Annotated in this window: 24 protein-coding genes; 7 read left to right on the plus strand and 17 right to left on the minus strand. The window is 62.3% G+C overall.

What is annotated here, in order from left to right:
* Positions 1–73 precede the first annotated feature (73 nt).
* Both GQB00_RS04775 and GQB00_RS04780 read right to left on the minus strand, forming a co-directional pair.
* Positions 74–1285: an ammonium transporter gene (locus GQB00_RS04775; RefSeq protein ID WP_165855376.1), complete on the minus strand. Its 1212-nt coding sequence runs from the start codon at positions 1283–1285 to the stop codon at positions 74–76.
* A 286-nt stretch (positions 1286–1571) separates the two neighbouring features.
* Entirely contained in the window at positions 1572–2513 is a 942-nt protein-coding gene (locus GQB00_RS04780) for a hypothetical protein (RefSeq protein WP_207950609.1), read from the minus strand.
* A gap of 160 nt (positions 2514–2673) precedes the next feature.
* On the opposite strand from GQB00_RS04780, the gene GQB00_RS04785 reads away from it, so the two are divergent.
* A complete protein-coding gene (locus tag GQB00_RS04785) occupies positions 2674–3291 on the plus strand; it encodes a riboflavin synthase subunit alpha (RefSeq protein WP_165855377.1) in 618 nt (205 codons plus the stop codon).
* Here the strand turns inward: GQB00_RS04785 and GQB00_RS04790 are convergent.
* Positions 3267–4403: a methyltransferase gene (locus GQB00_RS04790; protein WP_228276670.1), complete on the minus strand. Its 1137-nt coding sequence runs from the start codon at positions 4401–4403 to the stop codon at positions 3267–3269. The two genes, GQB00_RS04785 and GQB00_RS04790, sit on opposite strands and share 25 nt — an antisense overlap.
* 334 nt (positions 4404–4737) lie before the next feature.
* Positions 4738–6480 (minus strand): diguanylate cyclase, encoded by a 1743-nt coding sequence (locus tag GQB00_RS04795; RefSeq protein WP_165855379.1) that lies wholly within the window; start codon positions 6478–6480, stop codon positions 4738–4740.
* Between the two features lie 249 nt (positions 6481–6729).
* On the opposite strand from GQB00_RS04795, the gene GQB00_RS04800 reads away from it, so the two are divergent.
* Positions 6730–7248, plus strand: a complete 519-nt coding sequence (locus GQB00_RS04800) for an acyl-CoA thioesterase (RefSeq protein WP_111495813.1) — start codon at positions 6730–6732, stop codon at positions 7246–7248.
* A gap of 25 nt (positions 7249–7273) precedes the next feature.
* On the opposite strand, the gene GQB00_RS04805 is transcribed toward GQB00_RS04800, so the two are convergent.
* Complete coding sequence (locus tag GQB00_RS04805; protein ID WP_165855380.1) at positions 7274–8119, minus strand: UDP-2,3-diacylglucosamine diphosphatase; 846 nt, start codon at positions 8117–8119, stop codon at positions 7274–7276.
* Between the two features lie 209 nt (positions 8120–8328).
* On the opposite strand from GQB00_RS04805, the gene GQB00_RS04810 reads away from it, so the two are divergent.
* Complete coding sequence (locus tag GQB00_RS04810; protein WP_111495811.1) at positions 8329–8595, plus strand: acetyltransferase; 267 nt, start codon at positions 8329–8331, stop codon at positions 8593–8595.
* 9 nt (positions 8596–8604) lie between these two features.
* Here the strand turns inward: GQB00_RS04810 and GQB00_RS04815 are convergent, their stop codons facing one another.
* From GQB00_RS04815 to GQB00_RS04830, 4 genes are all read right to left on the minus strand, one after another.
* Positions 8605–9219, minus strand: a complete 615-nt coding sequence (locus GQB00_RS04815) for a flavin reductase family protein (protein WP_111495810.1) — start codon at positions 9217–9219, stop codon at positions 8605–8607.
* A gap of 122 nt (positions 9220–9341) precedes the next feature.
* Complete coding sequence (locus GQB00_RS04820) at positions 9342–10364, minus strand: class I SAM-dependent methyltransferase (protein ID WP_165855381.1); 1023 nt, start codon at positions 10362–10364, stop codon at positions 9342–9344.
* 125 nt (positions 10365–10489) lie between these two features.
* Positions 10490–11359 (minus strand): cell envelope integrity protein TolA, encoded by an 870-nt coding sequence (locus tag GQB00_RS04825; protein WP_165855382.1) that lies wholly within the window; start codon positions 11357–11359, stop codon positions 10490–10492.
* A gap of 124 nt (positions 11360–11483) precedes the next feature.
* Positions 11484–11663 carry a hypothetical protein gene (locus GQB00_RS04830; RefSeq protein WP_111495807.1) on the minus strand — a complete coding sequence of 60 codons (180 nt, stop codon included), beginning with the start codon at positions 11661–11663 and terminating at the stop codon, positions 11484–11486.
* A gap of 347 nt (positions 11664–12010) precedes the next feature.
* On the opposite strand from GQB00_RS04830, the gene GQB00_RS04835 reads away from it, so the two are divergent.
* Entirely contained in the window at positions 12011–13069 is a 1059-nt protein-coding gene (locus GQB00_RS04835; protein ID WP_165855383.1) for an NAD-dependent epimerase/dehydratase family protein, read from the plus strand.
* On the opposite strand, the gene GQB00_RS04840 is transcribed toward GQB00_RS04835, so the two are convergent.
* On the minus strand, positions 13018–14151 hold the full coding sequence (locus GQB00_RS04840; RefSeq protein WP_165855384.1) for a tRNA-queuosine alpha-mannosyltransferase domain-containing protein: 1134 nt from the start codon (positions 14149–14151) through the stop codon (positions 13018–13020). The genes GQB00_RS04835 and GQB00_RS04840 overlap by 52 nt on opposite strands.
* Positions 14152–14704: 553 nt before the next feature.
* On the opposite strand from GQB00_RS04840, the gene GQB00_RS04845 reads away from it, so the two are divergent.
* Positions 14705–16156: a protein adenylyltransferase SelO gene (locus GQB00_RS04845; RefSeq protein WP_416234152.1), complete on the plus strand. Its 1452-nt coding sequence runs from the start codon at positions 14705–14707 to the stop codon at positions 16154–16156.
* A gap of 48 nt (positions 16157–16204) precedes the next feature.
* Entirely contained in the window at positions 16205–16570 is a 366-nt protein-coding gene (locus GQB00_RS04850; protein ID WP_165855385.1) for an STAS/SEC14 domain-containing protein, read from the plus strand.
* A gap of 74 nt (positions 16571–16644) precedes the next feature.
* Here GQB00_RS04850 and GQB00_RS04855 read toward each other — a convergent pair whose 3' ends face one another.
* On the minus strand, positions 16645–16863 hold the full coding sequence (locus GQB00_RS04855) for a SlyX family protein (RefSeq protein WP_111495802.1): 219 nt from the start codon (positions 16861–16863) through the stop codon (positions 16645–16647).
* Between the two features lie 226 nt (positions 16864–17089).
* Between GQB00_RS04855 and GQB00_RS21990 the strand changes: the two genes are divergently transcribed.
* Positions 17090–17623, plus strand: a complete 534-nt coding sequence (locus GQB00_RS21990) for a cold-shock protein (protein ID WP_323127247.1) — start codon at positions 17090–17092, stop codon at positions 17621–17623.
* Between the two features lie 90 nt (positions 17624–17713).
* Here the strand turns inward: GQB00_RS21990 and GQB00_RS04865 are convergent, their stop codons facing one another.
* From GQB00_RS04865 to GQB00_RS04890, 6 genes are all read right to left on the minus strand, one after another.
* A complete protein-coding gene (locus tag GQB00_RS04865; protein WP_165855386.1) occupies positions 17714–18088 on the minus strand; it encodes a hypothetical protein in 375 nt (124 codons plus the stop codon).
* A 90-nt stretch (positions 18089–18178) separates the two neighbouring features.
* Positions 18179–19174 (minus strand): hypothetical protein, encoded by a 996-nt coding sequence (locus GQB00_RS04870; RefSeq protein WP_165855387.1) that lies wholly within the window; start codon positions 19172–19174, stop codon positions 18179–18181.
* A gap of 95 nt (positions 19175–19269) precedes the next feature.
* Entirely contained in the window at positions 19270–20676 is a 1407-nt protein-coding gene (locus tag GQB00_RS04875; RefSeq protein ID WP_165855388.1) for a mannose-1-phosphate guanylyltransferase/mannose-6-phosphate isomerase, read from the minus strand.
* A gap of 325 nt (positions 20677–21001) precedes the next feature.
* A complete protein-coding gene (locus GQB00_RS04880; RefSeq protein ID WP_111495797.1) occupies positions 21002–21370 on the minus strand; it encodes a histone-like nucleoid-structuring protein, MvaT/MvaU family in 369 nt (122 codons plus the stop codon).
* Between the two features lie 283 nt (positions 21371–21653).
* On the minus strand, positions 21654–22919 hold the full coding sequence (gene tviB, locus GQB00_RS04885) for a Vi polysaccharide biosynthesis UDP-N-acetylglucosamine C-6 dehydrogenase TviB (protein ID WP_165855389.1): 1266 nt from the start codon (positions 22917–22919) through the stop codon (positions 21654–21656).
* A 169-nt stretch (positions 22920–23088) separates the two neighbouring features.
* A complete protein-coding gene (locus GQB00_RS04890; protein WP_165855390.1) occupies positions 23089–23637 on the minus strand; it encodes a sugar transferase in 549 nt (182 codons plus the stop codon).
* Positions 23638–23678 lie beyond the last annotated feature (41 nt).

The raw sequence follows: 23678 nt of genomic DNA on the forward strand, positions 1-23678 counted from the left end.
AACAAAGCGCAGGGTCAATGACACCTGCGCTTCGATTTCATCCCTGGCGAACACGCGTTGCGTGAGCCCGAGCTTACTTGTCCATGGACGTCGCCGCAATGCGATGAATGGCGAGGTCGGCGCCCTCGTACTCCTCTTCCTGGGACAGGCGCACGCGGCTCACCGCATTCACGATACCGTAGACGATGAAGCCACCGACCAGCGCCACGATCACGCCCGCCAGCGAACCGACGATCTGCGCCATCAGGCTGACACCGCCCAGACCACCCAGACCGGCCTGGCCGAAGATACCGGCAGCGATACCACCCCAGACACCACACACACCGTGCAGCGGCCAGACACCCAGAACGTCGTCCAGGCGGGTGATGCGGTTCTGCGCCCACTCGAACAGGAACACAAAGAGTGCGCCGGCCACACCACCGGTGATCAGGGCGCCAACCGGATGCATCAGGTCTGACCCGGCGCACACCGCCACCAGGCCGGCCAGCGGCCCATTATGGATAAAGCCCGGGTCCTTGCGCCCCACCAGCATGGAAACCACGATGCCACCGACCATAGCCATCAGACTGTTGACCGCCACCAGACCACTGATGCCGTCCAGGGTTTGCGCGGACATCACGTTGAAGCCAAACCAGCCAACCGTGAGAATCCAGGCGCCCAGCGCCAGGAACGGAATGTTGGACGGCGCGAAGGCCACCACACGACCGTTGCGATAGCGCCCGGTCCGCGCGCCAAGAACCAGGACCGCGGCCAGCGCGATCCAGCCGCCCACACCATGCACCACCACGGAGCCGGCGAAGTCATGAAAGCCGGCGCCGACCTGAGCCTCAAGCCACGCCTGGAAACCGTAGTTGCCGTTCCAGACGATGCCCTCGAAGAAGGGATAAACCAACGCCACGATCAGCGCTGAGGCAATGAGCATCGGGTAGAAACGCGCCCGCTCGGCAATGCCGCCAGACACAATGGCGGGAATCGCCGCGGCAAACGTCAGCAGGAAGAAGAACTTGACCAGATCGTAGCCGTTGGCCTGGGTCAGCTCCGTCGCATTGGCGAAAAAGTCCGTCTGATAGGCCACCGTGTAGCCGACGAAGAAATAGGCCAGCGTCGAGACCCCGAAGTCCGTCATGATCTTCACCAGGGCATTGACCTGGTTCTTGTGGCGGACGGTCCCCACTTCCAGGAACGCGAAGCCGGCGTGCATGGCCAGCACCATGATCGCCCCCAGCAACAGGAAGAAGGTGTTGGCGCTCTGCAGCAGCGTCTCGACGGCACTCGTGACTTCCACGATAACTTACTCCCAAATTCGATGGATGGTATTTAGATCCGGAGGCAGGCCTCCACGCATCATTGGGGAGCGCAGGGATACAAGATGTGTTCCAAAATGAGTCACAACGAGTCAGAACAGCGAGTTATGCGGAATAAACGAAGGCGGGATTAGCGTTAGCAGCAATATAAATCGAATAAAACGCACCGTTTCAGTGCTTTATGCACGGATATGACGCGATAACGCACCGGAAGGCAGCAAACCGATTACCGTGATCCGCCCTAAAACGGCTCATTCGAAGTCGGTATCAGGCTTCGGGCCCCTCCGCGTCCTCAGCATCGTCGGGCTCTTCGTCCGCTGATGCCTGAGTCGAGGCGTCCTCCGCCGGCCCGCCGTCGAGCCATCCCTGGTCGATGGCGTGCTGATGATCGTCGAAGTAACCGGCCTGCAGGCGATCGTAGGCTTTCTCGGCTTCCAGCATGTAGATCAGGTAGAGACGAAAGTGCTCGCGCCGGCGCAGGCTCTTCGCCAGGATGCGTTTTTCGGAGAGATTGACCAGCCCGCTGAATCGGGTCGAGCGCAGGGCGGGGTTGAACTCGGCCATCATGGCGCACTGCCAGGCCAGCCCCTCCTCGCCTTCCAGGTGATTAATGTGGCTGCGGGCTTCCCGCAGCCGGTGCTGGCGTCGCAGCAGCAGTTCCATATAACTGGGTTTGCTGGAGAAGATGCGCCGGATGAACGGCACCCCGGCCAGGGCGATCAGCACGAAAGCGCCAAAACCGGTGCCCGCCACCCAGGCCGGCACAATGCCGGGAATACCGCACAGGAACACCGCGCCGGCGAGCGTTGCGGAGAACAGCCACAGATCGCGACGCCGACGGGCGGCGGCCATGGAGAAATTGTCCGGCCAGTCGGGCATGGACAGGGTCGCGAAATCCAGCAACAGGACCCGCTCACACTGCCGGAGCAGGCGCCGCCGGTTGCCCCGACGCACCATGACCTGCTCCCGCGATTCGCCCGGCCCGGATTCATCGGCGCCCTCGTCCCGGTCATCGATCACTTCATCCGCGGGCCGCGGCGATTCGGTCTGGGATTCAGCCTCTGGCGCCGTCCTCCCCCGGGATTGAGGGGCCTGTTCCGGCATCAGTTGCTTATCGGGGGCAGGCGTCGCCTCCGGCGGGACCGGGTCCGCCGGACGCCCGGGCTGCAGCACAGGCGTTGGCCGCTCTTTTGCGTTGCTTACTGCCATGCCCGTGCTCCTCCACCCCGAATCCGATCCATACCTGTTCATTCTGTTATCGGCCGGCTGCCCGCAACCTTGAGGATAAACCCAACGGCATGCTTCGCGCTTGGCAGCTTCCGGCAGCCCCGCTATCCTACGGCTCCGAATCCATACAGCGGGAGTTGCCATGTTTACCGGTATTGTCCAGGGCCAGGCCCACGTCGTTTCCGTCGATCAGAAGCCGGGGCTGGCCACCTACGTCCTCGAATTTCCCGCTGACCAAGTCGAGGCGGTGGCTATCGGCGCCTCCGTCTCCATCAACGGCACCTGCCTGACGGTGACGCGACAGGCCGGCAACCGCCTCTGGTTCGACGCCATGCAGGAGACCCTGACCCTCACCACACTCGACAGTCTGAAGGCAGGCGACCGGATCAATTTCGAGCGCGCCGCACGGATCGGCGACGAGATCGGCGGCCACCTGCTGTCCGGCCACGTCCACACGGTGGCGGAGGTGTCACGGATCGAGGCGCCGGAAAACAACCGCACCCTGTATTTCCGCGTGCCGGCCCATTGGATGAAGTACATCTTCGCCAAGGGCTACATCGCGATCAACGGCGCCAGCCTCACCATCGGCGAGGTGGAGGGCGACACCTTCAACGTCCACCTGATCCCGGAAACCCTGCGAGTCACCACGTTCGGCGACCTGACGGTCGGCGACAGCGTCAATATCGAGATCGACAGCCAGACCCAGACCATCGTCGACACCCTGGCACGACTGGGTTACGACCGCCCGCCCTCGGTCTGACGCGGCGCGCACTCGAAAACCACGAATTTTGGGTCCGCCGCCCGCTGTCGAACCTGCCGGAACTGGCGTTTGAGCTTGACGTGATAGCCCAGGTGCCGGTTCCCCACCACCAGCAGGCGCCCCTCGCCGGTCAGGGCGCGCGCGGACTGCCGGAACAGGCGCAGGGCAATGTGATCGCCCACCGTCCCACCCTCATGGAACGGCGGATTGCACAGGATCAGATCGAACCTCTCCCCTTGGGGCACACCATCGACTTGGTGGAACCGGGCCGTCGTCCCCGGCAGCGCCCGGTCGTGGTTATGGCAGGCGCTGGCAATCGCCTGGCTCGACACATCACAGAAGGTCACCGCCAGATCCGGCCGCAAATTCAGCGCGCTCAAACCAAGGACGCCGTTACCGCACCCCAGGTCCAGCACCCGGGCGCCGGTCGGCAGAGCCTGGACCTGTTCCCGGACAACGGGCAGGAACATCTGGGTGCCGATATCCAGGCGCTCGCGGGCAAACACCGCCGGCATGCCCTCCGCGTCCCAGCCGTCCGCCGTGCGATAGCCCCGCCACAGCCCTGTCCAGCCATCCAGCCGAGGCTCGCCGGGGCGGGCCAGCACCACCCGCGCCTTGCGCCGGGCCGGCTGCGGCTCGTTCGAGCCCATCAGCCGGGTGAACCGATCGGCGCAGCCAGCGGGCATGTGCTTGATCATCGCAGCACCGAGCACGAGCCCATCCGGCGCGAGCACCTCGTTGGCCCAGCGCAGGATGTATTCCAGGTAGTCCACCTGGCGCGGCAGCTTGACCAGAATCTGGTCGAACGGCCCCTGGGGCGGCGCCCGCCAGTCGTCTACCCGCGACACGTCCAGGCCATTGGCGTGAGCGTTGTGGGCAATGGCTTCCCGGCTCAGGGCGCTGTCGGCCAGGCTCACCGGCTGACAGTCGGCCAGCCCCAGGGTCAGTGCGCCAAAGGCGTCATCGACGATGGCCACCCGTGGCGCTGGCCCGTCGCCGCGGTGGTTGGCATAGGCTTCCAGCAGCAATTCATCGGCCGCGTCCCAGGCGCGCAGGTCCTTGTGGCCCTTGCCGGGGCGCGTGAGCGACAGCTCTCGATCAGCCAGTTTCAACCGCGTTTCCGATGACACCATTCAACCTCAATCCAGTTCAGCATTCACTCTCCCCGAAGCGCGCCCCTTGCCGGCTAGGCTGAATACTCTAATCCTTGCCGGTACGGTAGGGAGGCAGTGGGCTCCCCGTGCCACATTGGCCACCGCGAACCACTCCGGGACTGCGCATGCTAACGCATTCCCGGCCAAAGGGCCCGGCCCCGGGCAGTTCGGGATCATCGGCCCGATTGGAAGGTGGGCCCTTTCGATTCAGGTTGATGAGGGACGCCATGTCCCTGTGCCCCTTACCCCAGGGGCTTTTTTTTTTTCTAGCGGACCTTTCGGGCATACCGCCTCAGGCCGGATCCGGGTGATAGCTGCAGACGCGGTTGCGGCCGGACGCCTTGGCTTCGTAGAGCGCCCGGTCGGCGCAGGCCAGCAGGATGTCCAGATCGGGCCCGGGGCAGTCCCGCAGGCGCGCGACGCCCAGACTGACGGTCATGGAAATCGTTTCCGCCTGACCTGAAACCCCGTCCACCTGTCCGGGAAGGACCAGCGGACTGGTCGCCACCAGCGCTCGCAGGCGCTCGGCGATGTCCCGCACGTTGCCGCCCTCCTCGTCCTCCAGCAGGATGGCGAACTCCTCACCGCCCACACGCGCGATCAGGTCCACTTCGCGGATGGTGTCCTGCGCCCGGGCGACAATGTGCCTGAGCGCCTCGTCGCCAACGCCGTGACCGTGAGCGTCGTTGATGCGCTTGAAATGATCCACATCGAACAGGATCAGCGCCGCGCCGGTGTCGCGGCGGGTCACCCGCTTGAGCAGCCTCTCACCCTCGTCGAAGAAATGCCGGCGATTGCTGATGCCGGTCAGCGCGTCGGTGTTGGCCAGTTCCTGGAGCTGGCGGATCATCCGCTCACGCTCGGCGCGCAGGCGCTCGCGCATGGCGATCTCGTCGCGCAGACTCTTGTTGGCCAGCTCCAGATCCTCGGTGCGCGCTGCCACCCGATCTTCCAGGGTGGTGTTGAGCAGTCGCAACTCCTGCTCCTGGCCCTTGAGGCCCTGAATCAGCCGGTTCATGGCCCGGGACAGCACATTCACCTCGTCGAAATCGTTCCGCGGCGAGATTCGCGCATCGCGCCGGCCTTCGTTGATCGCTTCCGCCTCGTGGGTCATGTCCAGCAGCGGGCGGGACACCCGCTGCGCCGCCAGCCAGGCCAGCATGCAGAACACCAGCGCCGACAGCAGGCCGGCGACGATGATGCCGTTGCGGATGTGGTTAGCGGGTTCGAAGGCACTGCGCGCCGGCTTGCGCAGCAACACGGCCCATTTCAGCCCCTCATACTGGGCGTGATCCCGGGTCTGGCTGTACCCCACCAGGTAGCGTTCGCCGTCGGGCCAGGTCTCGACCATGTGACCGGTCTCGCCACTCAGGGCAGCGCGGGCGGCGTTGGTATCGAGGGTGGTGCCCACCGTACCGGGCGGACCCAGCAGGACCTGGCGGTCGATGGAGACCACCAGCAGCTCGGCGCCCAGGCGACTTTCCAGTGGCACGATGATGCCGCGCTCAATTTCCTGGATCCAGGACCAGTACAGGTGCGCGCCCAGCACGCCAATCTGCTCCCCGGAGACCGACGAGTACACCGGAACCGCCACATCGATCAGCCGTAGCGGCGCAGCGCCGGCCGACGCCAGGATCTCGGCCAGCATTTGCGCGTCGTGCACGTCGCCCAGGTAGGGACCTTCCAGCCCGGCCCGGAACCAGGGGCGGTCCGCCACGCTGGCCCCGGCCAGCACACCGCCGGAGCTGACCAGCACGCGGCCGTCCACACCGGCCAGCCCCAGCCAGGCGAACTTGTCGTAGGTGGCCTGGAGCGAGTCCAGCATGGACCGCACGTGAGCGTACTCGCCCTTCCCCGCGTCCAGCGCCAGTACCCCGGAAAGCCCCAGCAGATCGCGATAGCGCTCTTCCAGCACCATCTCCATCTTGTCGCGCATCTGCAGGGAGACTTCCTGGAGGTTGGACCCGACGCGATCGCGCAGCTCGCGCACGGCAATGTCCTGCGCGAACGCCACGATGATCAGCGTCAATGTCACGGTCAGCAGACCAAACAGCAGCGTCAGCCGCGTCTTGAGATTGTTGTTGATGGCACAAACCCGGCGCAGGGGGTGAAGGCCTGATCATCCTGATGACCTCACTCGATTCGCCCGGCGGGGCGTCCTTGACGTCCGGGCACCATTGGTGAAGGCTATCCGGGCCCGTTTCGAACGCGACTCCATGCGGCTGCCGGAAGCAGCACCCATAGTTTAGTTCTTCATATACCCATTTTCCCGAAAGGATCCGCCATGACCGACAGCAACGCGCACCGACCGGTTGCCGACTCCGCCATCGAGGACCACGTCTACAAGGTCTTCCCCAACGATCTCAACGCCCACCAGACCGCATTCGGCGGCATGATCATGGCCAAGTGCGACCGGCTGGCGCTGGTGGTGGCGGAGCGGCATTCCGGGCGGGTCTGCGTAACCGCGGCGGTGGATTCCTTCGCTTTCCGCGCGCCGGCCAAGGGCAACGACACGCTGATCTTCCGCGCCTCGATCAATCGCAGCTGGCATTCGTCGATGGAAATCGGCGTGCGGGTGGTGGCGGAGAACAGCTACACCGGCGAGGAACGGCACATCGTGTCGGCCTACTTCACCTTCGTCGCCCTGGACGACGCCGGTGAGCCGGTGGATGTGCCGGAAGTACTGACGCAGACAGACAGGCAGGAACGCCGCTATCGCGAAGCGGATTTGCGGCGGGAAGCACGCCTGAAAATGCGGGCCGACATCAAACGCGCCCGGGCCAACGACCCCAGCGCGCCCTGACCGAACAGCCTCTCACAAGCGGGATTCAGTGGCGGCTGGCCCGGGCCGCCACCTGGCCCGGCAGCGGCTGATCGCCGACCGGTTGCCATTCGGGCACTGGCGTCCGGCGCGGCTGCGGCTCGCTTTCGACGATATGCGGGCGCTCGGACCAGTGCAGGATATCCAGCGAACCGTCGAATCCTTCCACCAGCGCCGTGCAGTGCTCCACCCAGTCGCCGTCGTTGCAGTAGAGACCGCCCGTGCCCTGACGAAAGCCGGCCGAGTGGATATGGCCGCAGATGTAACCGTCGTACTGGCCACGTTCCGCGGCGGTCAGGGCCGCCATCTCGAAACGCTGGATAAACGCCTTGGCCTGGCCGATGCGCGTTTTCACCCAGGCCGCCAGCGACCAGTAGGGTTTCTTGCGCAGTTTGCGCCATAGATTAAACCAGCGGTTCAGGCGCAACAGCAGGCCGTGAGCCCGGTCCCCCACCAACAGCAGCAGCGGACTGCAACGCACCACCTGATCGAACTGGTCGCCGTGGCAGACCACGAAACGGCGGCCGTCGGCGGTGGTATGCACGGCTTTGTGCAAAAGCTGGATACCGGCCAGGGTCTGGCCGCAGAAGTTGCGCAGGAATTCGTCGTGATTGCCAGGCACGTAGATCACACGGGTCCCGTCGGCGGCGATCCGGACCAGCCGCTGAACCACTTCCTGATGGGACTTGGGAAAATGAACCCGGCGCTGCATGGCGATCAGGTCGATGATATCGCCCACCAGGTAAAGCGTTTCACATCGTACGTTGTCGAGAAAGTCGAGCAGGTATTCGGCCTGACAATCGGCCGACCCCAGGTGAACGTCCGAGATAAACACGCTCCGGTATTGGTGCATCCGCCTCCCCCTCGCTGTGGCGCATTGGTCTGACACCGCCAGCGTCCCGCCATGGCGTGACAGCGCCGTGACGATTCGGGGACAGTTGCATGAAACGGCCGGGGAAGGCGCTTTTGTCCGCCCGCTAATGGGACTATGCTGGAGGACACATCTTGGCAACGGGAGCCCGCCCCTTCGCCGGCGGCGCCCGTCCAGAGGAGGTCGCATCGATGTTGCTCAAGCACCTGCCCACCGGGCATCTGGTCGAAACCAGCGATCTGACCACGCTGACCAATCCCTGCAAGGACACCGTGGAGGCCCGCTTCCTGTGGGGCGAGGAAACCCAGGATCCGGAAGCGTTCAGCAAACAGGCCCTGGTGTTTCCCTCCGGCGAGCAACTGCCCCACTGCTGGTGGGACATCCACTACCAGGAGGAAAGCCTGGTGCCCCACCGCGCGACGGCGGCGGAGCGAACACCGGGTTATTACGGCGCCTGACGAGGCGCCTCAGGACGGGCGCGGAATGCTGAGGATCTCACCAAAGGTCATGTATTCACTGCCGCCCAGGCGCCCGATCGGCTGAATCGCTTCGGCATCGATCCTGAAGCGGTCCTTCTCATCGCGTGTCGCGGCAGCATCGTCCACATACAGTTGGCTGACCTGGCCGAAGATCACGGACTGACGATTGGGCCCCAGCTCCTGCAGCTGGTAAAGCTCGCACGCCAGCGCGATCTTGCAGTCCGCCAGACGCGGCAGATCGAAACCGTCGAACGGCACGGTTTTCAGGTCGTTCTGGGCCACTTCGGACACGCCATGAGGGAGACTCCGCGCCGTTTCGGTCATGGTGCGGGCCAGTTCATCGTGCGCGATATGGATCACGAACTTCTTGCGCTCCTCGATGTTGACCCGGGTGTCCTTGAAGTCGCCGTCCGGCTTGCGCCCCACCGAAAGCATGATCAGCGGCGGATTGGAGGTCACTGCCGTGAAGAACGAAAAGGGCGCGAGGTTGTAGTCTCCCTCCGGGTTCTCCGACAGCACCCAGGCCACTGGCCGCGGAATCAGGGACTGAGTCATGCAATGGTAGACCCGGTCGCTGGGCATCTCCGTGAAATCGATAATCATGGGTAGGAACTCCTATCTATGAAGGGAACATGTCATGCTCTGGAAGGAACCTGTCGTGAAAGAAACATGGCCTCACGAGGAAAATTCATCGCGACGGGAACGCGCCCGGGGCACGCCGCGGCTCAGCGGCGAAAGGCCCGGTAGACGCTGAAGCGTTTGTCCTCGCCCAGGGTTTCACAGGGACCGACGTGGCGCTCGATCAGTTCCGGGTACGGCAGGAAGCTGTTGGCCACGATACGTAATTCGCCCCCGGGCAACAAATGGCGTGCCGCGTCCCGCAGGAAGGCTTCGGTCATCGACGTATCGGTGCGCACACCGCTATGGAACGGCGGGTTGCTGACCAGCAGGCGGTAGCTATCCTCGACCGCTGCGAGCCCGTCCGACGCCCAGACTCGACCCCCAACCCCGGCTCGGGCGTAGGTAGCCCGGGCACAATCCACGGCCTGGTACTGCACGTCCACGGCATCCGGGTTGAGCCCGTCCTGACGCTTGGCCAGCCAGGCGCCGATAACGCCCGCACCACAGGCGAAATCCAGAACCGGCCCACGCACCGCCTGGCCATTGAAAGAGCCCAGCAGCAATGCGGTCCCTTCGTCCAGCCGGCCATCGCTGAAGATGCCGGGAAGTCCCGCCACACTCAGTTCCAGACCACCGACGCGCACTTTGTGCCAACTGCGCCAGGCATCGATGTCGAACCCGGACAGCCCGGCCGGCACCGGCGCTTCCCAGACCTGGCAATGGCGCGCACTGTCAATTTTGGTGGCGTCGGGAAAAGTAAACTGCATGACCCGGGCGCCGCCGGCAATGCCCTCTTTCTTCTCGCCGATCAAAAACACCCGGCCTCCGGCTTTTGCCAGATGCCCCGCCAGCGCCAGGCGCAGCTCCAGTTCCGGACGCGACTTGGGCATGAAGATCACCACCGAGTCCACGCTGTCGCCCGCCAGTGCATCGTCGTCGTAGCCGAACAGTGGCGTCCACCCCTGCAGGCCCTGCCAACGCTGGAAAGTACCGAAATGCTCGGTGATCACCGGCCCGGGTTCGACGGGCAGATCGGCGAGGATCGCCGCATCGTCCGGGCCAATCAGCGCCACCCTTCCGCTCAGGGACTCTCGGTTTCTTAGCAGGACATCGTGGGTATTGATCATGTGCTTCCCGTCAACCAGTTACCAGGAGCGCTACTTTACCGGATCACCTGCGCCGGGTCGCGCCCGACTTGTCGAGGCCCCATCCAGGTAGAGGCCCGCTCCAGGCCTCGCCTCCAAAACGTCACCTACTCGCCACTGTAACGGAATGTCAGCCGCCGATAGTAGCGCGCCGCCACCATCGGCGAGTCCGGCACATCAAAGCGCGGAACCGCGCGAATGGCCTGCAGGGCACTGGCATCCAGTTCCGAGTTGCCGGACGATTCCGCCAGCCGCGCCGACAGCAGGTATCCCGACGCGTCCAGCTCAAAGGCGATGACGCCACTCTCATAGGGACGCGCGCCCAGCGGCCGCCGAAAACGCGCGTCCACCTGCGCCTGCATACGCTGGAGGTAGCGGTTCACCATCTGGATCCGGCGCTTCTCCAGTTCGCTGACCGGACTGCCCGCATCGACGCCGGACAGTTCCCGGTCCGACAGGGTGTCCATGCCACTGGTCGCCTTGGCCGCATCCGGCTCGCGTCTGGGAGCCGATTCGTTGCTGCGCGCGGTGGTGACCGGCGGTTGCGCGGTTTCGGCGGCGGGTTTCTCCGGTTGCCCCCGGGACAATTGAGGTTTGGAGGACTCCGCGGCTTCCACCTTGGGTTGGGCCGCTGGCTCCTCCCCCTGGACAGGCTGCTCTTCCACCGGCGACTCGAAATCCGTGCCCCGAAGGTCGGTTTCCTCGGCATTATGGCGTGGCAGATGCTGACGCTGCTCAGGCTCGGGTGTCGGCGGCTGTTGTGGCACCGTCTCAGGTTCCGGGGGTGCAGGCTCGACCATGGTCACGGTCAGGGATGACGTGGGCGCAGGCGCGTCGGAACCTGGCCAATCCAGGCCCGGCCAGGGCACCAGCAACAGCAGGTGGCAGACAATGCTTAACCCCAGCAGCCACAGGAAGCGGCGCCGGTAAAGGCGGGCGTTATCAGGGTTCGGGGGAGACGCGTCGGCTGCCGTCATCGTGACCTGGGCCGGGAAAAATAACCAATGGGATCATCTTTCCACAGCCACAGGGGAATGTCGAACCATCCTGCGATGGCGCGCCACGACGTGGCGAGGCGGTCACTGAACTGACGGCGCCGACCTACTTGCGGCGGCCAACGATGCCGACTCTCAGGGCATCCTGGGGAGACATGTCCCAGTCTTCCTGGCGGACCTCGTTGGAGGTGTTGTGGTGAGGAGTATCCGAGGACACTGCGGCGTTCTGTTTATCGTCCCTGCTGTTCTTCAAGCGATCGAACATCTGCTGCATCTTCTTTCGCATGGTGCATAACCTCTGTCTGTCACACGACGCCAATGGCCGCTCCCAAGAGACCCGAGACCGATCTGGCAAACCGGCGGCAACCTTCCGTGATTGCGCCGTCACCCGGCCATTCAGGCGACGCGGACGAAATCTGATTCAAAACCGGATTCCATTATCGCGCCGGAACGGGGACGATATAGTGAACCGTTTCACGTCATTTTACAATTAGCCTGTTTTTACAATCCGTTACAGGCAATGATCCGGAGCACGGGATGGCGTTTCGGGACACAGGACGCAGCCCCGGTTTCCACGGGCCGTCCTAATCCGGTAGGTTTTCAGGCCATCCATTTCCACACGGGGAACAGACAATGCGCGTACTGGTAACCGGCGCCAACGGCCACATCGGCAGCCATGTGGTGAAGCAACTGCTGGAACAGGAACATACGGTGCGGGCCTTCGTTCGCCCCAGCGCCGACCTGCGGGGGCTGGAAGGTCTGGATGTCGACCGGTTTCCCGGTGACATTATGGACGCCGACTCGGTCCAGCAGGCGGCCGAGGGCATGGACGCCATCATCCACATGGCGGCGGTCTACAAGACCATCGCCGAGTCGCCGGACGAGATTGTAAAACCGGCGATCGACGGCGCACGCCATGTGTTTGACGCGGCACAGGCCCACGGTATCGAACGCATCGTCTACACCAGCTCTGTGGCATCGGTGGGCTTCTCCTACGATCCCTCGAAGCTGCGCACCGGAGACGACTGGAACCATGATCCCAACAACCCCTACTACATCGCCAAGACCCGCAGCGAACAGGCGGCCCAGCAGTTGGCGGAAGAGACCGGCATTCACCTGGTGGTGATCTGCCCCGCCATCGTGCTGGGCCCTGGCGACTACCGCATCACGCCGTCCAATCAGTTGGTCATGGACTGGCTCAACGGCAAGGGCCAGACCTATCCCGGCGGCCTTAACCTGGTGGACGTGCGCGATGTAGCGGCGGCGCACGTGGCCGCCCTCACCCGGGGCGAAAACCGGCGTCGTTACGTGGTGGGCGGAGAAAACATTGAGGTGAAAGCCATCGCCGCCCTGCTCAAGCAAATGACCGGCATCAAGCCGATTCACTTGCCGATCGGACGTGGGCTCCTGCTGTGGAGCGCGAAATGGACCGAGCGTGCCTGCCGGCTGCTCAAGCTCGCCCCGCCGTTCACCTACGACCTGGTGTACGAGGTGGCGGAGCGCTACGCCTACATCGATACCCGGGAAACCAACCAGACTTTGGGCCTGGCGCCAAGACCCGCGCGGGACACCCTGCGCGACGCCATCGCCTGGCTACTGGAACAGGACCGATTAAAGCCCGAGGTGGCCGAGCGGGTGCGTCAGGCCCTGCCAGCCTCGCCGTCAATCAGCGCACCCAGCTCCTCGCGGTAGCGGCGTTGGAGACGGGACAGGCGCCAGTCCGCAACGACACCGACCGGGCTGGATACCGGAGCCGCCAGCAGGCTTGCGAGCGTATCGGCCGCGGCGCTGGCTTCGTCTTCGACCGACGCCCGATCCCCCGGATACAGGCAGGCGGCGGGCACGTACTCGGGGTAAGCGAGACGGTCCGGCGCCAGCGGCAGGCAGCCGGCGGCCATGGCTTCCAGCATCGCCAGCCCCTGGAAATCGTGGAGCGCCGTCGAGATCACCACATCCGCCTCGCGCAGCAGCGCATCGTACGCAGCACGATCCGGCAGGAAACCCCAGGCGCGGATGCGATCCGGAAACCGCTGGCGAATGGCCTCGAAGGCCTCCGGCCGGCGACGGAACTGCTCCCCCACCACACTGATCCGGAAATCCAGTTGCCGGCGATCCAGCTCCGCCAGCAGTGCGAGCAGGCGATCCGGCCCCTTGTCGTATTCCCAGCGATGATTCCAGAGCAGATGCGGCTGAGTCCGGTTCATGTCGGTCTTGCGTTCGACGAACAGTCGATCCGGCACCGGCACCGGCAAAACCGTCGATTTCACCCGAATGCGCTCAACAACGCCGCCAGGCACACGGTCCGGTAAACGCTTCAGCAGCGCCGCCACACCGTCCAGAAAACTGGTGCGGTTCCACTCACTGTTGAACGCGATGCGATCCGCCGCCAGGGCGCTGTAGAGGGTCACCATCTGGTGGTCCACGCTGCTGTGCTGATCGCCGGAGTCGGGATAGGCAAACTGGTTCTCGTGCATGTAAAGCAGGACCGGCGTCCGCGCCAGGTGGGGATGGAACGCCCGCAGGCCAGCCAGATCCACCATTGAGGTGGCGACAATGGCATCCCAGGATTCCGACAGGGCCGGCTCGTCCAGCCAGCTCAAAGCGTTGCCGCGAATGCGCCAGCGGAAATACCGGGGCGGCAGGATCAGGCTCTGCCAGTCAAAGTCGGGCTGGCTCGCCACCAACTGCTCGCGCCAGCTTTGGTGACTGCCGGCGTCGTAGCCGGACAGGAGCAGGAGGCGCGGACGTGACGATGAAGGGGTTGTCGAAGTCATGGGCGCATTCTACCGGACACGGGCCCGTACGCATGCCCCCGCGCTTAACAACAAACCCGACGATCAGCGGGAATGCATCGGCGGTTTTGAGGCGGCAGGGGCAACGCCCGGTTGCGACGCGTCTCCCAACGTAGGCCCACGAGCCGGTCGGCGGCGATGGCGGCTCATGACCGCCCGGACGAGATTCAGTTGGCGCAAGGTCATCGGTCAGGCGCAGCGGCCGAGCGCAGGCTATGGGGCCCGCGGCAGGAAAAGCAGGCCATGAAGAGCCGATAAAAGGAGAACAGGCAAATGCAAAGCAGGCAGACACCTGCGACCGGGGATCGATGCGTCATGGAGCGTGCGTTCAAATGAGGGGCCTTTCATCCAAAACATCATTAAACGACACTGGTGTGACAGTTTGGCGACAGTTGTGTGGGCGTGACCGGACTCGCGGTACGACAGCCCGGGCTCGGGTTATCCCTTGTCACGACTTTCCGGAACGTTGCAAACTGGGTAAAGACCATTCCCCGGGCGGCTTGCTTCTGCCCGCCCCAGCCAATTCGGAGCGACTATCCTGAACGGGTTCAAGATCGACAATCGCTATAACCAGTTGCCAGAGCATTTCTATACGCGCCTGCAACCCACACCGCTGCAAGAACCGAAACTGGTCTGTTTCAACGACGAGCTGGCGGCATCCATGGGCCTGGATCCGGCGCAAAAGCAGGACTGGGTCGCCGTGGGCGCCGGTCAGAAGCTGTTCGAAGGCATGGACCCGCTGGCCATGAAGTACACCGGTCACCAGTTCGGGGTCTACAACCCGGATCTGGGCGACGGTCGCGGCCTGCTGATGTGGGAAACCACGGGTCCGGATGGCCGCCGCTGGGACTGGCACCTGAAGGGCGCCGGCACCACGCCCTACTCCCGTTTCGGTGACGGCCGGGCGGTATTGCGCTCGACCCTGCGCGAGTACCTGTGCAGCGAGGCCATGCATCATCTGGGCATTCCCACCACCCGCGCCCTGTTCATGGTCAGCGCCAAGGATCCGGTCATGCGAGAGTCCATCGAGACCGCCGCCACGCTGATGCGGGTGGCGCAGTCCCACATCCGCTTCGGGCATTTCGAGTACACCGCTTACCACCAGGGCCCGGACGACACACGCGTGCTGCTGGATCACACCATCCGCCTGCACTTCCCGGAGCTGGAAGCGCTGCCCGAGCCGGAACGCTATCGGCGCTGGCTGGAGGAGGTCGTCACGCGCACGGCCCGCCTGGTGGCCCAGTGGCAGGCGGTGGGCTTCTGTCATGGGGTCATGAACTCCGACAACATGTCGATCATCGGCGACACCTTCGATTACGGCCCCTACGCCTTCCTCGACGACTTCGACGCCGGCTTCATCTGCAACCATACCGACCAGGGCGGGCGCTACGCCTACAACCGTCAGCCGCAGATCGGCTTCATCAATTGCCAATACCTGGCCCAGTCGCTGGTGCATGTCATGGAGGCGGACGAGTTGCGCAAAGCCCTGCGCTGCTACGAGACCACTTACAACAGCACCTTCGAATCGCTGATGAAGGGCAAACTGGGGCTGGAAACCGAGGACGAGGGCGACATGAGCCTGATCATGGACCTGTTCAGCCTGATGCACGAACAGCGGGTCGACTACACCCGCTTCTTCCGCGGCTTGTCCACCCGACACAGCCGCGGCGATGCCCCGGTGCGGGACCTGTTCGTGGACCGCAGCCTGGCCGATGACTGGCTGGCGCGGTATGAAGCGCGACTGCAGCAGGAAACCGCCGCGGGATCGCAGCGCGAGAAGGCCATGTGCGCGGTAAACCCCAAATACATCCTGCGCAATTACCTGGCCCAGGAGGCCATCCAGGATGCTCAGACCGGCGACTACGAGACCACCCACCGGCTGCTGGAAGTGCTCAAGCGCCCCTTCGACGAACAGCCGGAAAACGAGGCCTACGCCGCCCTGCCGCCGGACTGGGGCAAGCACCTGGAGATCAGCTGTTCTTCGTAGAGTTTTCTTTGGCAGCCACTGGGCCCCAATGATCGGGAGGACCATGCCATGGCAACCGCTTACAAGGAGTATCCGGAATACCGCCTGGCGGAGATCCACGTGGAAGGACGCGTATCGATGGAGGATTTCGAGGACATCGCCGGCCGCCTCGAAGCGTTTATCCTCCACCATGGGCGCGTTCGCCTGATGGAAGTGGTGCGGGATTTCGACGGGTTCGACCTGTCGATCCTCAAGGATGCAATCCGCTTCGACCGGGAGCACCTGAAGGACTTCAGTCACTGCGCAGTGGTATCCGATTCTGGCTGGATCGGCCCCTTCGCCCGGATGATCGCGCCGTTTCTCAACATGGAGCTGCGCGTGTTCGGGATCGACCAGATCGAGGATGCGCGGTGCTGGCTCCGGGAAGCGGAATAGGCACTGACTCCGACCGCTGCCGGCATAGCGCGATCGTGCGCAGCAAGGATTCCGGACGGTGCCGACGGCCCGCCTCAGTAGTGCGGCGGCGGCACTTCCTCCTCTTCGCGACGGATATTGGAGGGGGAGACGTCGTCCAGCTGCTTCTTGAGCAGTTGCTTGGCTTCCCACAGTTCGCGCATGTCCAGTTCCTGCCGCGAAATCTGGTCGCTCAGCGTGGCGATCAGGTCATCCTGGAAAGCGACGCGGGTTTCCAGTTCAATCAGTCTCGTCTCAAGCTGTTCCCAATTCATGTGAAGTACTCCTGTTCCTTCGGGCCCCGGGCTGGGTCGTTTGCAAGGGGATCTGTTATCATGCTGCGCTTGCGGATGCCCCGGCGCCATGATCAAGCCGGGCCCCGCGACTCTGGTTTTGTCTGATCGCCTATTTTACGCGAAGGCTGCGCCTTTTGGTTCCCCATGGCGTACCGATCAGACGCTTACGATTTGACTGATTTATTGATGGAGATTTGTTCGTCCAATGCGTAACCCACAGAAAGCGATACTTGTTGCTCTGTTGATCGCTATTCCCGCTCCGTTTGTCCTGGCCTTTTTCCTGGTTACCTTCACGCCGGAACTTTTCCAGATCCTGTCCCAATCCGGCTCCAGCGACCTGGCCAATGAGCCTACCTTCGTGCTGGGCAGCGCCCAGGGCATTGCCGCTTACGTGATTTCCCTGGTGCTCTTTGGCATTGCCGGCTTCCTGACCGTCGCACTGGTGCAGCGTCAGTCCAGCGGCAGCGGCAGCAACACAAAGGCCTCGCGTCCGGCCGGCGACGGCTATGAAGAGGAATTCGGACCCGAGGGTGATGAAGAAGGCACCGTGAAGTGGTTCAACGTGAAGAAGGGCTTCGGCTTTATCATTCGCGAAAGCGGCGACGAGGTGTTCGTGCATTTTCGTGCCATTCGCGGCCGCGGTCGCCGTGTCCTGCGTCAGGGCCAGCTGGTGCGTTTTGACGTCGTCGAGGCCGACAAGGGCCTGCAGGCGGATAACGTCAGCATCCTGGAAGACTGATTGCCCGAGGAATCCCGGTATCTTGCCGGGATTCCTTCCCTCCCCGGCCGGCTCCCACCTGGCCAGACGAAATACCAGTTTCCCTTAACGCTAATTCCAGACGACCTTCTGCTCGCCGCGCTCGTCGATACGCCACCACTTTTCGTCCTGCACCGGCTCCCCTTCCTGCCAGTCGCCCGGACTGCAGCGCACTTCCTGCTGCAGACAGTTCCAGGCGTCCCGCGCGCACTCCAGATCCGACGTCCAGGGAAGCTGCTCCCCTTCCAGCACCACACTGGTGAAATGTTTGGAGAAGGCCCCGGGGTAGCAAGTCACCCTCACCCGGCTGCCCTGGTATTCCCCGGCGCCTTTCTGAACGCCGCGATTCCCGACAGGCGCCAGCGAGAGTCCGGAAAGGGACTGTCCCAGCCAGTCACCGATGCGGCCCGGTTCCAGCTCGCGAACGTAGATTTCCAGATCTTGCATCCCAACACTCCCTAACCGACAGGCGGACAATAGGGGCCCGATAACATCGCGCCCGGTACGAACAAGAGCGTCATGATGCCGAAGCCGTCGCTACTCGGCAATCTTTGACCCGGCGGTCAAGGCGAGATGGATCTCCCGTGCGACGTGACGCTCCTCGATTCGCTGTCGCCGACCATCCAGGCCACGTTCGTGCCAGTCGACGTCGTACGCCGCCTGCTCGATTTCCACCTGACGGATCTGTTCCGTCACCGCGTCAGAGGCATCGGCCGATCCCCGGGCGCCCAGCAGCGCCCGGTTGAGATCCTCAAGTCGGGCATACGTGGCGCGGCATTCCGGGCTGCCTTCGCGCGCCTCCAGCGCCGCCCTGGCCGCCGCCGCATGCAGCCAGCGCAGGGCTCGGCCAGGGGTTTCGGGGACATCGGGAAAACCGCCCCGCGCCGCCCGGAGCATGGCGTCGGGCTGGATCTCCACCTGCCAGTAGCGCTCAATCTCAGGCTGGTGCGCCCGGAGAATGCTCAGCCGCTGGGCCACATCACTGGGCGGCATGGCATGGGGTTCCAGTTCGCGGCCCGTTCGCGCCTTCAACGACGGCACGAGGCCTTCCCCGGCGTTGCGGCTGACGATCAGGATCGGCCCCTGATGACCCAGCACAATGGGGCCGGCCGGGTGAGCAGGGTCGGCGATGAGGAGATCGAGATCGGCCGGCGACATATCGTCGAGGATGAGCGCCGGTGCCGGACCGTCAGGCTTCAGGGCCGGCATCCCGGACGCCATGATTTCGGCTTCCTGACGCAAATCCAGCCAAAGCGACGGGAACGGCCAACGCACCACCTGTTCCTGAACGAACCGGGTCTTGCCCGATCCCTCGGCGCCGCGCAGCCAGATAAAGGCTCGGGTGGATTGCGCCAGGCGAATCCCCAGGTGATCTCCAAAGGCGATCCAGTCCGGCGCCACAGAGGCAATGGTCAGGGTCCGCTCGGTGTCGGGTTGCAGGGGCAGGCCATGCTGAACGCCCGGATCATTGTCCGGGGTTTGAGAGAAACAGGCTCGATACGGATGGGATCGAGGCACTCGGCTTCGAGACATACAACGCTCCTTGTCTGACTGCACGGTCCGTCATGAGAGGTTTCAACCCGGACCGACGAAAAGGCGGCACATCCTTGCGCCGCCCGACGCGCCCTTCAGACGCGATTGTAGGTATCTTCAAACCGTACGATATCGTCTTCCCCGAGGTAACTGCCGGTCTGGACCTCGATCAACTCCAGCGGGATCACGCCCGGGTTCGACAAACGGTGGCGGTGGCCCAGCGGGATATAGGTGGACTGGTCCTCGGTCAGCAGGATCTCCTCATCGCCACGGACCACCATGGCCGTGCCGCTGACCACCACCCAGTGCTCAGCCCGGTGGTGGTGCTTCTGCAGCGACAGCGAGGCGCCCGGCTTGACGGTGATCCGCTTAACCTGGAACCGCTCGCCCATGGCGATACCTTCATAGGTGCCCCAGGGACGGTGCACTTTCTTGTGGAAGCGGTGCTCTTCCCGGCCCTGCGCCTTTACCTGCGCCACCAGTTTCTTCACATCCTGGACCCGGTTGCGGTCGGCTACGAGAACGACATCGTCGGTTTCTACAATGACATGGTCGCTGATGCCCAGGGCGGCGATCAGGCGCCCCTCAGAGTGGATGTAGGAGCCCGAGACGTCCTCGGTGATGACATCGCCCCGAAACACGTTGCCGGATTCATCCTGAGGCTGGATCTCCCACAGCGCGGACCAGGAGCCCACGTCGCTCCAACCGGCGTCCATCGGCACCACAACGGCGTCCTGGGTCTTCTCCATCACGGCGTAGTCGATGGAATCATCGGGACAGGCCGCAAACGCTTCGCGCCCCACCCGGACAAAGTCCATGTCACTTTCACGCCCCGCATAGGCTGCCTTGCAGGCCGCCAGCATCTCCGGCTGATGCTTGCCCAGCTCTTCCAGATAGCGATCGGCGCGGAACAGGAACATACCGCTGTTCCAGAAGTAGCCGCCCTCATCGAGATAGCGCTGGGCCGTGTCGGCGTCCGGCTTCTCGACAAAAGCATCAACCGTCGAATAACCGCCCTCATCGGCGCCCGCCCGGATGTAGCCATAGCCGGTGTGAGGCGCCGTGGGTACGACACCGAAAGTCACCAGCTTGCCGGCCTCGGCTGCTTTGGCACCCACGGCCACCGCCGCCTCAAAAGCTTGGCGGTTGCGCAGCACGTGATCCGACGGCATCACCACCAGCAGCTCGGAGGGATTGCCCTCCGCAGCCGCCAGCGCCGCCAGCGCGATGGCCGGCGCCGTGTTGCGGCCGACCGGCTCAAGCACGATACCGTCGGTTCGTCCGGCGGCCTGCTGTTGCAGGTGCGCGGCCACGACGAAACGATGCTCCTCGTTGGTAATCGCCATAACCCGGGTCGACGGATCAAGTGACAACCCGCGATCAATGGTTTCCGCCAGCAGGGATTCTTCGGACACAACCGGCAGGAATTGTTTGGGATAGGCTTCACGGGACAACGGCCACAGACGCGTCCCCGATCCGCCTGAAAGAATAACGGCAAGCATGGCGATTCCTTGTCAGAAACTTTGCGAGGATTCTAACGTAATTCAGACGGATTTGCGTGGCTATGCCGACGACAGGACACGCCTATTAGCCGCTGAAACAGGCACTATTAACGAGAAATAATCTAACGCGAAACAATCTGGAAGTAGTCCTGTGCGGAGATTTGAGCACAGAACCCTGTGCAGCGGAAATCACAAGCAAGAAGAAGTGTCTGACATTCAGCGTCGACCATTGATTATGCCGTACTGAAACGTGCTTCAAGAAAAGTCGTACCGGCAGAAACAAAAAGACCCCAGCTATGCCGGGGTCTTTTTATCGGCTTGCAGTTTAGTCCTGCTGCCAACCCTGAACGGCTTCTTTACCGTACTGGTCGCGCCATTCATTCAGTGTCTTGTGGTTGCCACCACGCGTCTTGACCACTTCACCGGTGTGCGGGTTTTTGTAGGTCTTCAGCGGACGCTTGGGACGTGAGCTGGCGGCCGCGTCGGTTTTGGCACCGGAAACGGACGGATCAATCGCACCCAGAACCTGCAATACATCTTTGGCGGACTTGTTGTAATCCTTCATCAACCCGCGAATCTTTTTCTCGAACTCGAGTTCACGCTTGAGCGCATTGTCTTCCTCAAGCTTGCTCAGTTCATCAGCGAGCTTATCCATAAGCTGTTTTTTCTGGTAGTACTCGTTGATCTTGGCCATGGGTATATCCTTAATGATTCACTTCAAAGGCGTCCACTTGAGTCTTGCCGTGGAGCGTCGGTTACTGTGAAGTTTCTATTATTCGAAAGGGAAAGCAATGGACGGCTTTCACCGTTCTTGCCGAGCAAATATCTGACGGTCGAATAATAGTGTAGTGTTGGCACCAAGGCAATTCAAACAGGTAAGTAAATGTGAGCATTTAACGAAAAAGAGGGCCACTATTTCTGCCCTCTCATGTTCAATGACCCGATTTCCTTAACATATGTTAAGGGCTCTAAAAGAACTAAAGCCTCAAATCCGACTCGGCTTTCGGAAACATCCCTTTCAGATCGTAGAAAATACCGCCGGACCGCAAATACCCACGAATAGCATCGCTGCCCATTTCGATATATTCACGATGCGGCACAGTCATTATCACCGCATCGTATGTCGACGGCTGGGGAGACTGGCATAAAGCAATGCCGTATTCATGCTCCGACTCTTCGCTGCTGGCCCAGGCATCCGACACTTCCACCTGGCAACCGAAGTCCTGCAGTTCCCGCACAACATCAATCACTTTGGTATTGCGCAAATCCGGACAATTTTCCTTGAACGTCATGCCCAACATCAGAATGCGCGCGCCGGCGATGGTATGACCTTTCCGGATCATGGCCTTGACCAGCTCCGACGCCGCATAGGCACCCATGGCATCGTTGATGCGGCGCCCGGCCAGGATCATTTCCGGGTGATGCCCGATGGCCTGGGCTTTATGGGTCAGGTAATACGGATCCACACCGATACAGTGCCCGCCCACCAGGCCCGGGCGAAACGGCAGGAAATTCCATTTGGTGCCGGATGCGGCGAGCACTTCATGGGTATCGATTCCGAGGCGGGAAAAGATCATCGCCAGTTCGTTCATCAGGGCGATATTCACGTCCCGCTGCGTGTTCTCGATCACCTTGGCCGCTTCGGCGACACGAATAGAACTGGTTTTATGGGTGCCGGCGGTAATCACCGACGCATAGAGCGTATCCACTTCATCGGCAATCTCGGGAGTAGACCCCGAGGTGACTTTCTTGATGGTGGTCACCCGGTGTTCCTTGTCGCCGGGATTAATACGCTCCGGGCTGTAGCCGGCAAAGAAATCCTGGTTGAACGTCAGACCGGACAAACGCTCCAGCACCGGCACACAGACTTCTTCCGTCGCCCCTGGATAAACGGTCGACTCGTAAATCACGATATCGCCCTTTTTCAGAACCTGGCCAACGGTTTCGCTGGCTTTGATCAAAGGGGTCAGGTCGGGGGTTTTGAATTCGTCGATGGGGGTGGGGACGGTGACGATGTAGATCTGGCAGTCAGAAAGATCACTCAGCCGACTCGTAAACGTCAGCCCCGGAGCCTGGGCCAGCTCCTCTTTCGTTACTTCACGGGTTCGATCATAACCGTCATTAAGCTGGGCTATCCGGGCAGAGTCAACGTCAAAGCCAACAACTGAATATTTCCCGCCAAACGCCGCAGCAAGAGGAAGCCCAACGTATCCCAAACCGATTACGGCCAACTTTGCACTCATTATCGATCATCCACTCAATTAAATTCCCTTTTCAGGCAACGCCTGGATCACGGAACTGTGATATCCAGAACTATACGGCGAACGAACCTGGACCACCATCTCCCAACAGCCTCCCATTTTGCCCTCCCAACCTTGAGCGACTCGTCAGCGATCACATCGGCTAGAACGGCTACCTTACTCGATCTCCGCGCCCCTCTCCGCGAAGGGTCAAGTAAAGATAGCGGAAATAAGAAATGATGCTTAATGATTCCAGCATCGCCGCATCGGTCTCTGCGAGCAAACGAGGAGTCGACATGTCAATCCCTCTGATCTGGGCTAAGCCTGTAATACCTGGCCGCACACTCAACACACCACGAAGACGTCGTTCTTTTATCAGCTCTGACTGGCTGAACAAACAAGGTCTGGGTCCAACCAGACTCATTTCCCCTTTAAACACGTTCCAGAGTTGTGGGAGCTCGTCCAACTTAGTTCGCCGCAGAAAACGTCCAAATGGAGTAATGGCATCGACACTTGCAAGATGGCTCGCAACCGACTGCGTGCCTACAGTCATCGTTCTGAACTTTAACAAGGTAAATGAACGACCGTGTTGCCCTACTCGCTCTTGACGAAAAATAGGGGATCCTGTATCACACAAACCGAAAACATAGAGAGTCCCTATAACCGGTGATAGCACCAACAAACCAAGCAAAGAAAAGAAGAAGTCGAAAAATCGGAGCATATTGTAGTTTCGCCTTTGAATGACTCTCTGGCACGTTCTCA

It is taken from the genome of Marinobacter sp. JSM 1782161, from assembly GCF_011421605.1.
GTDB classification, from domain to species: Bacteria; Pseudomonadota; Gammaproteobacteria; order Pseudomonadales; family Oleiphilaceae; genus Marinobacter_A; species Marinobacter_A bohaiensis.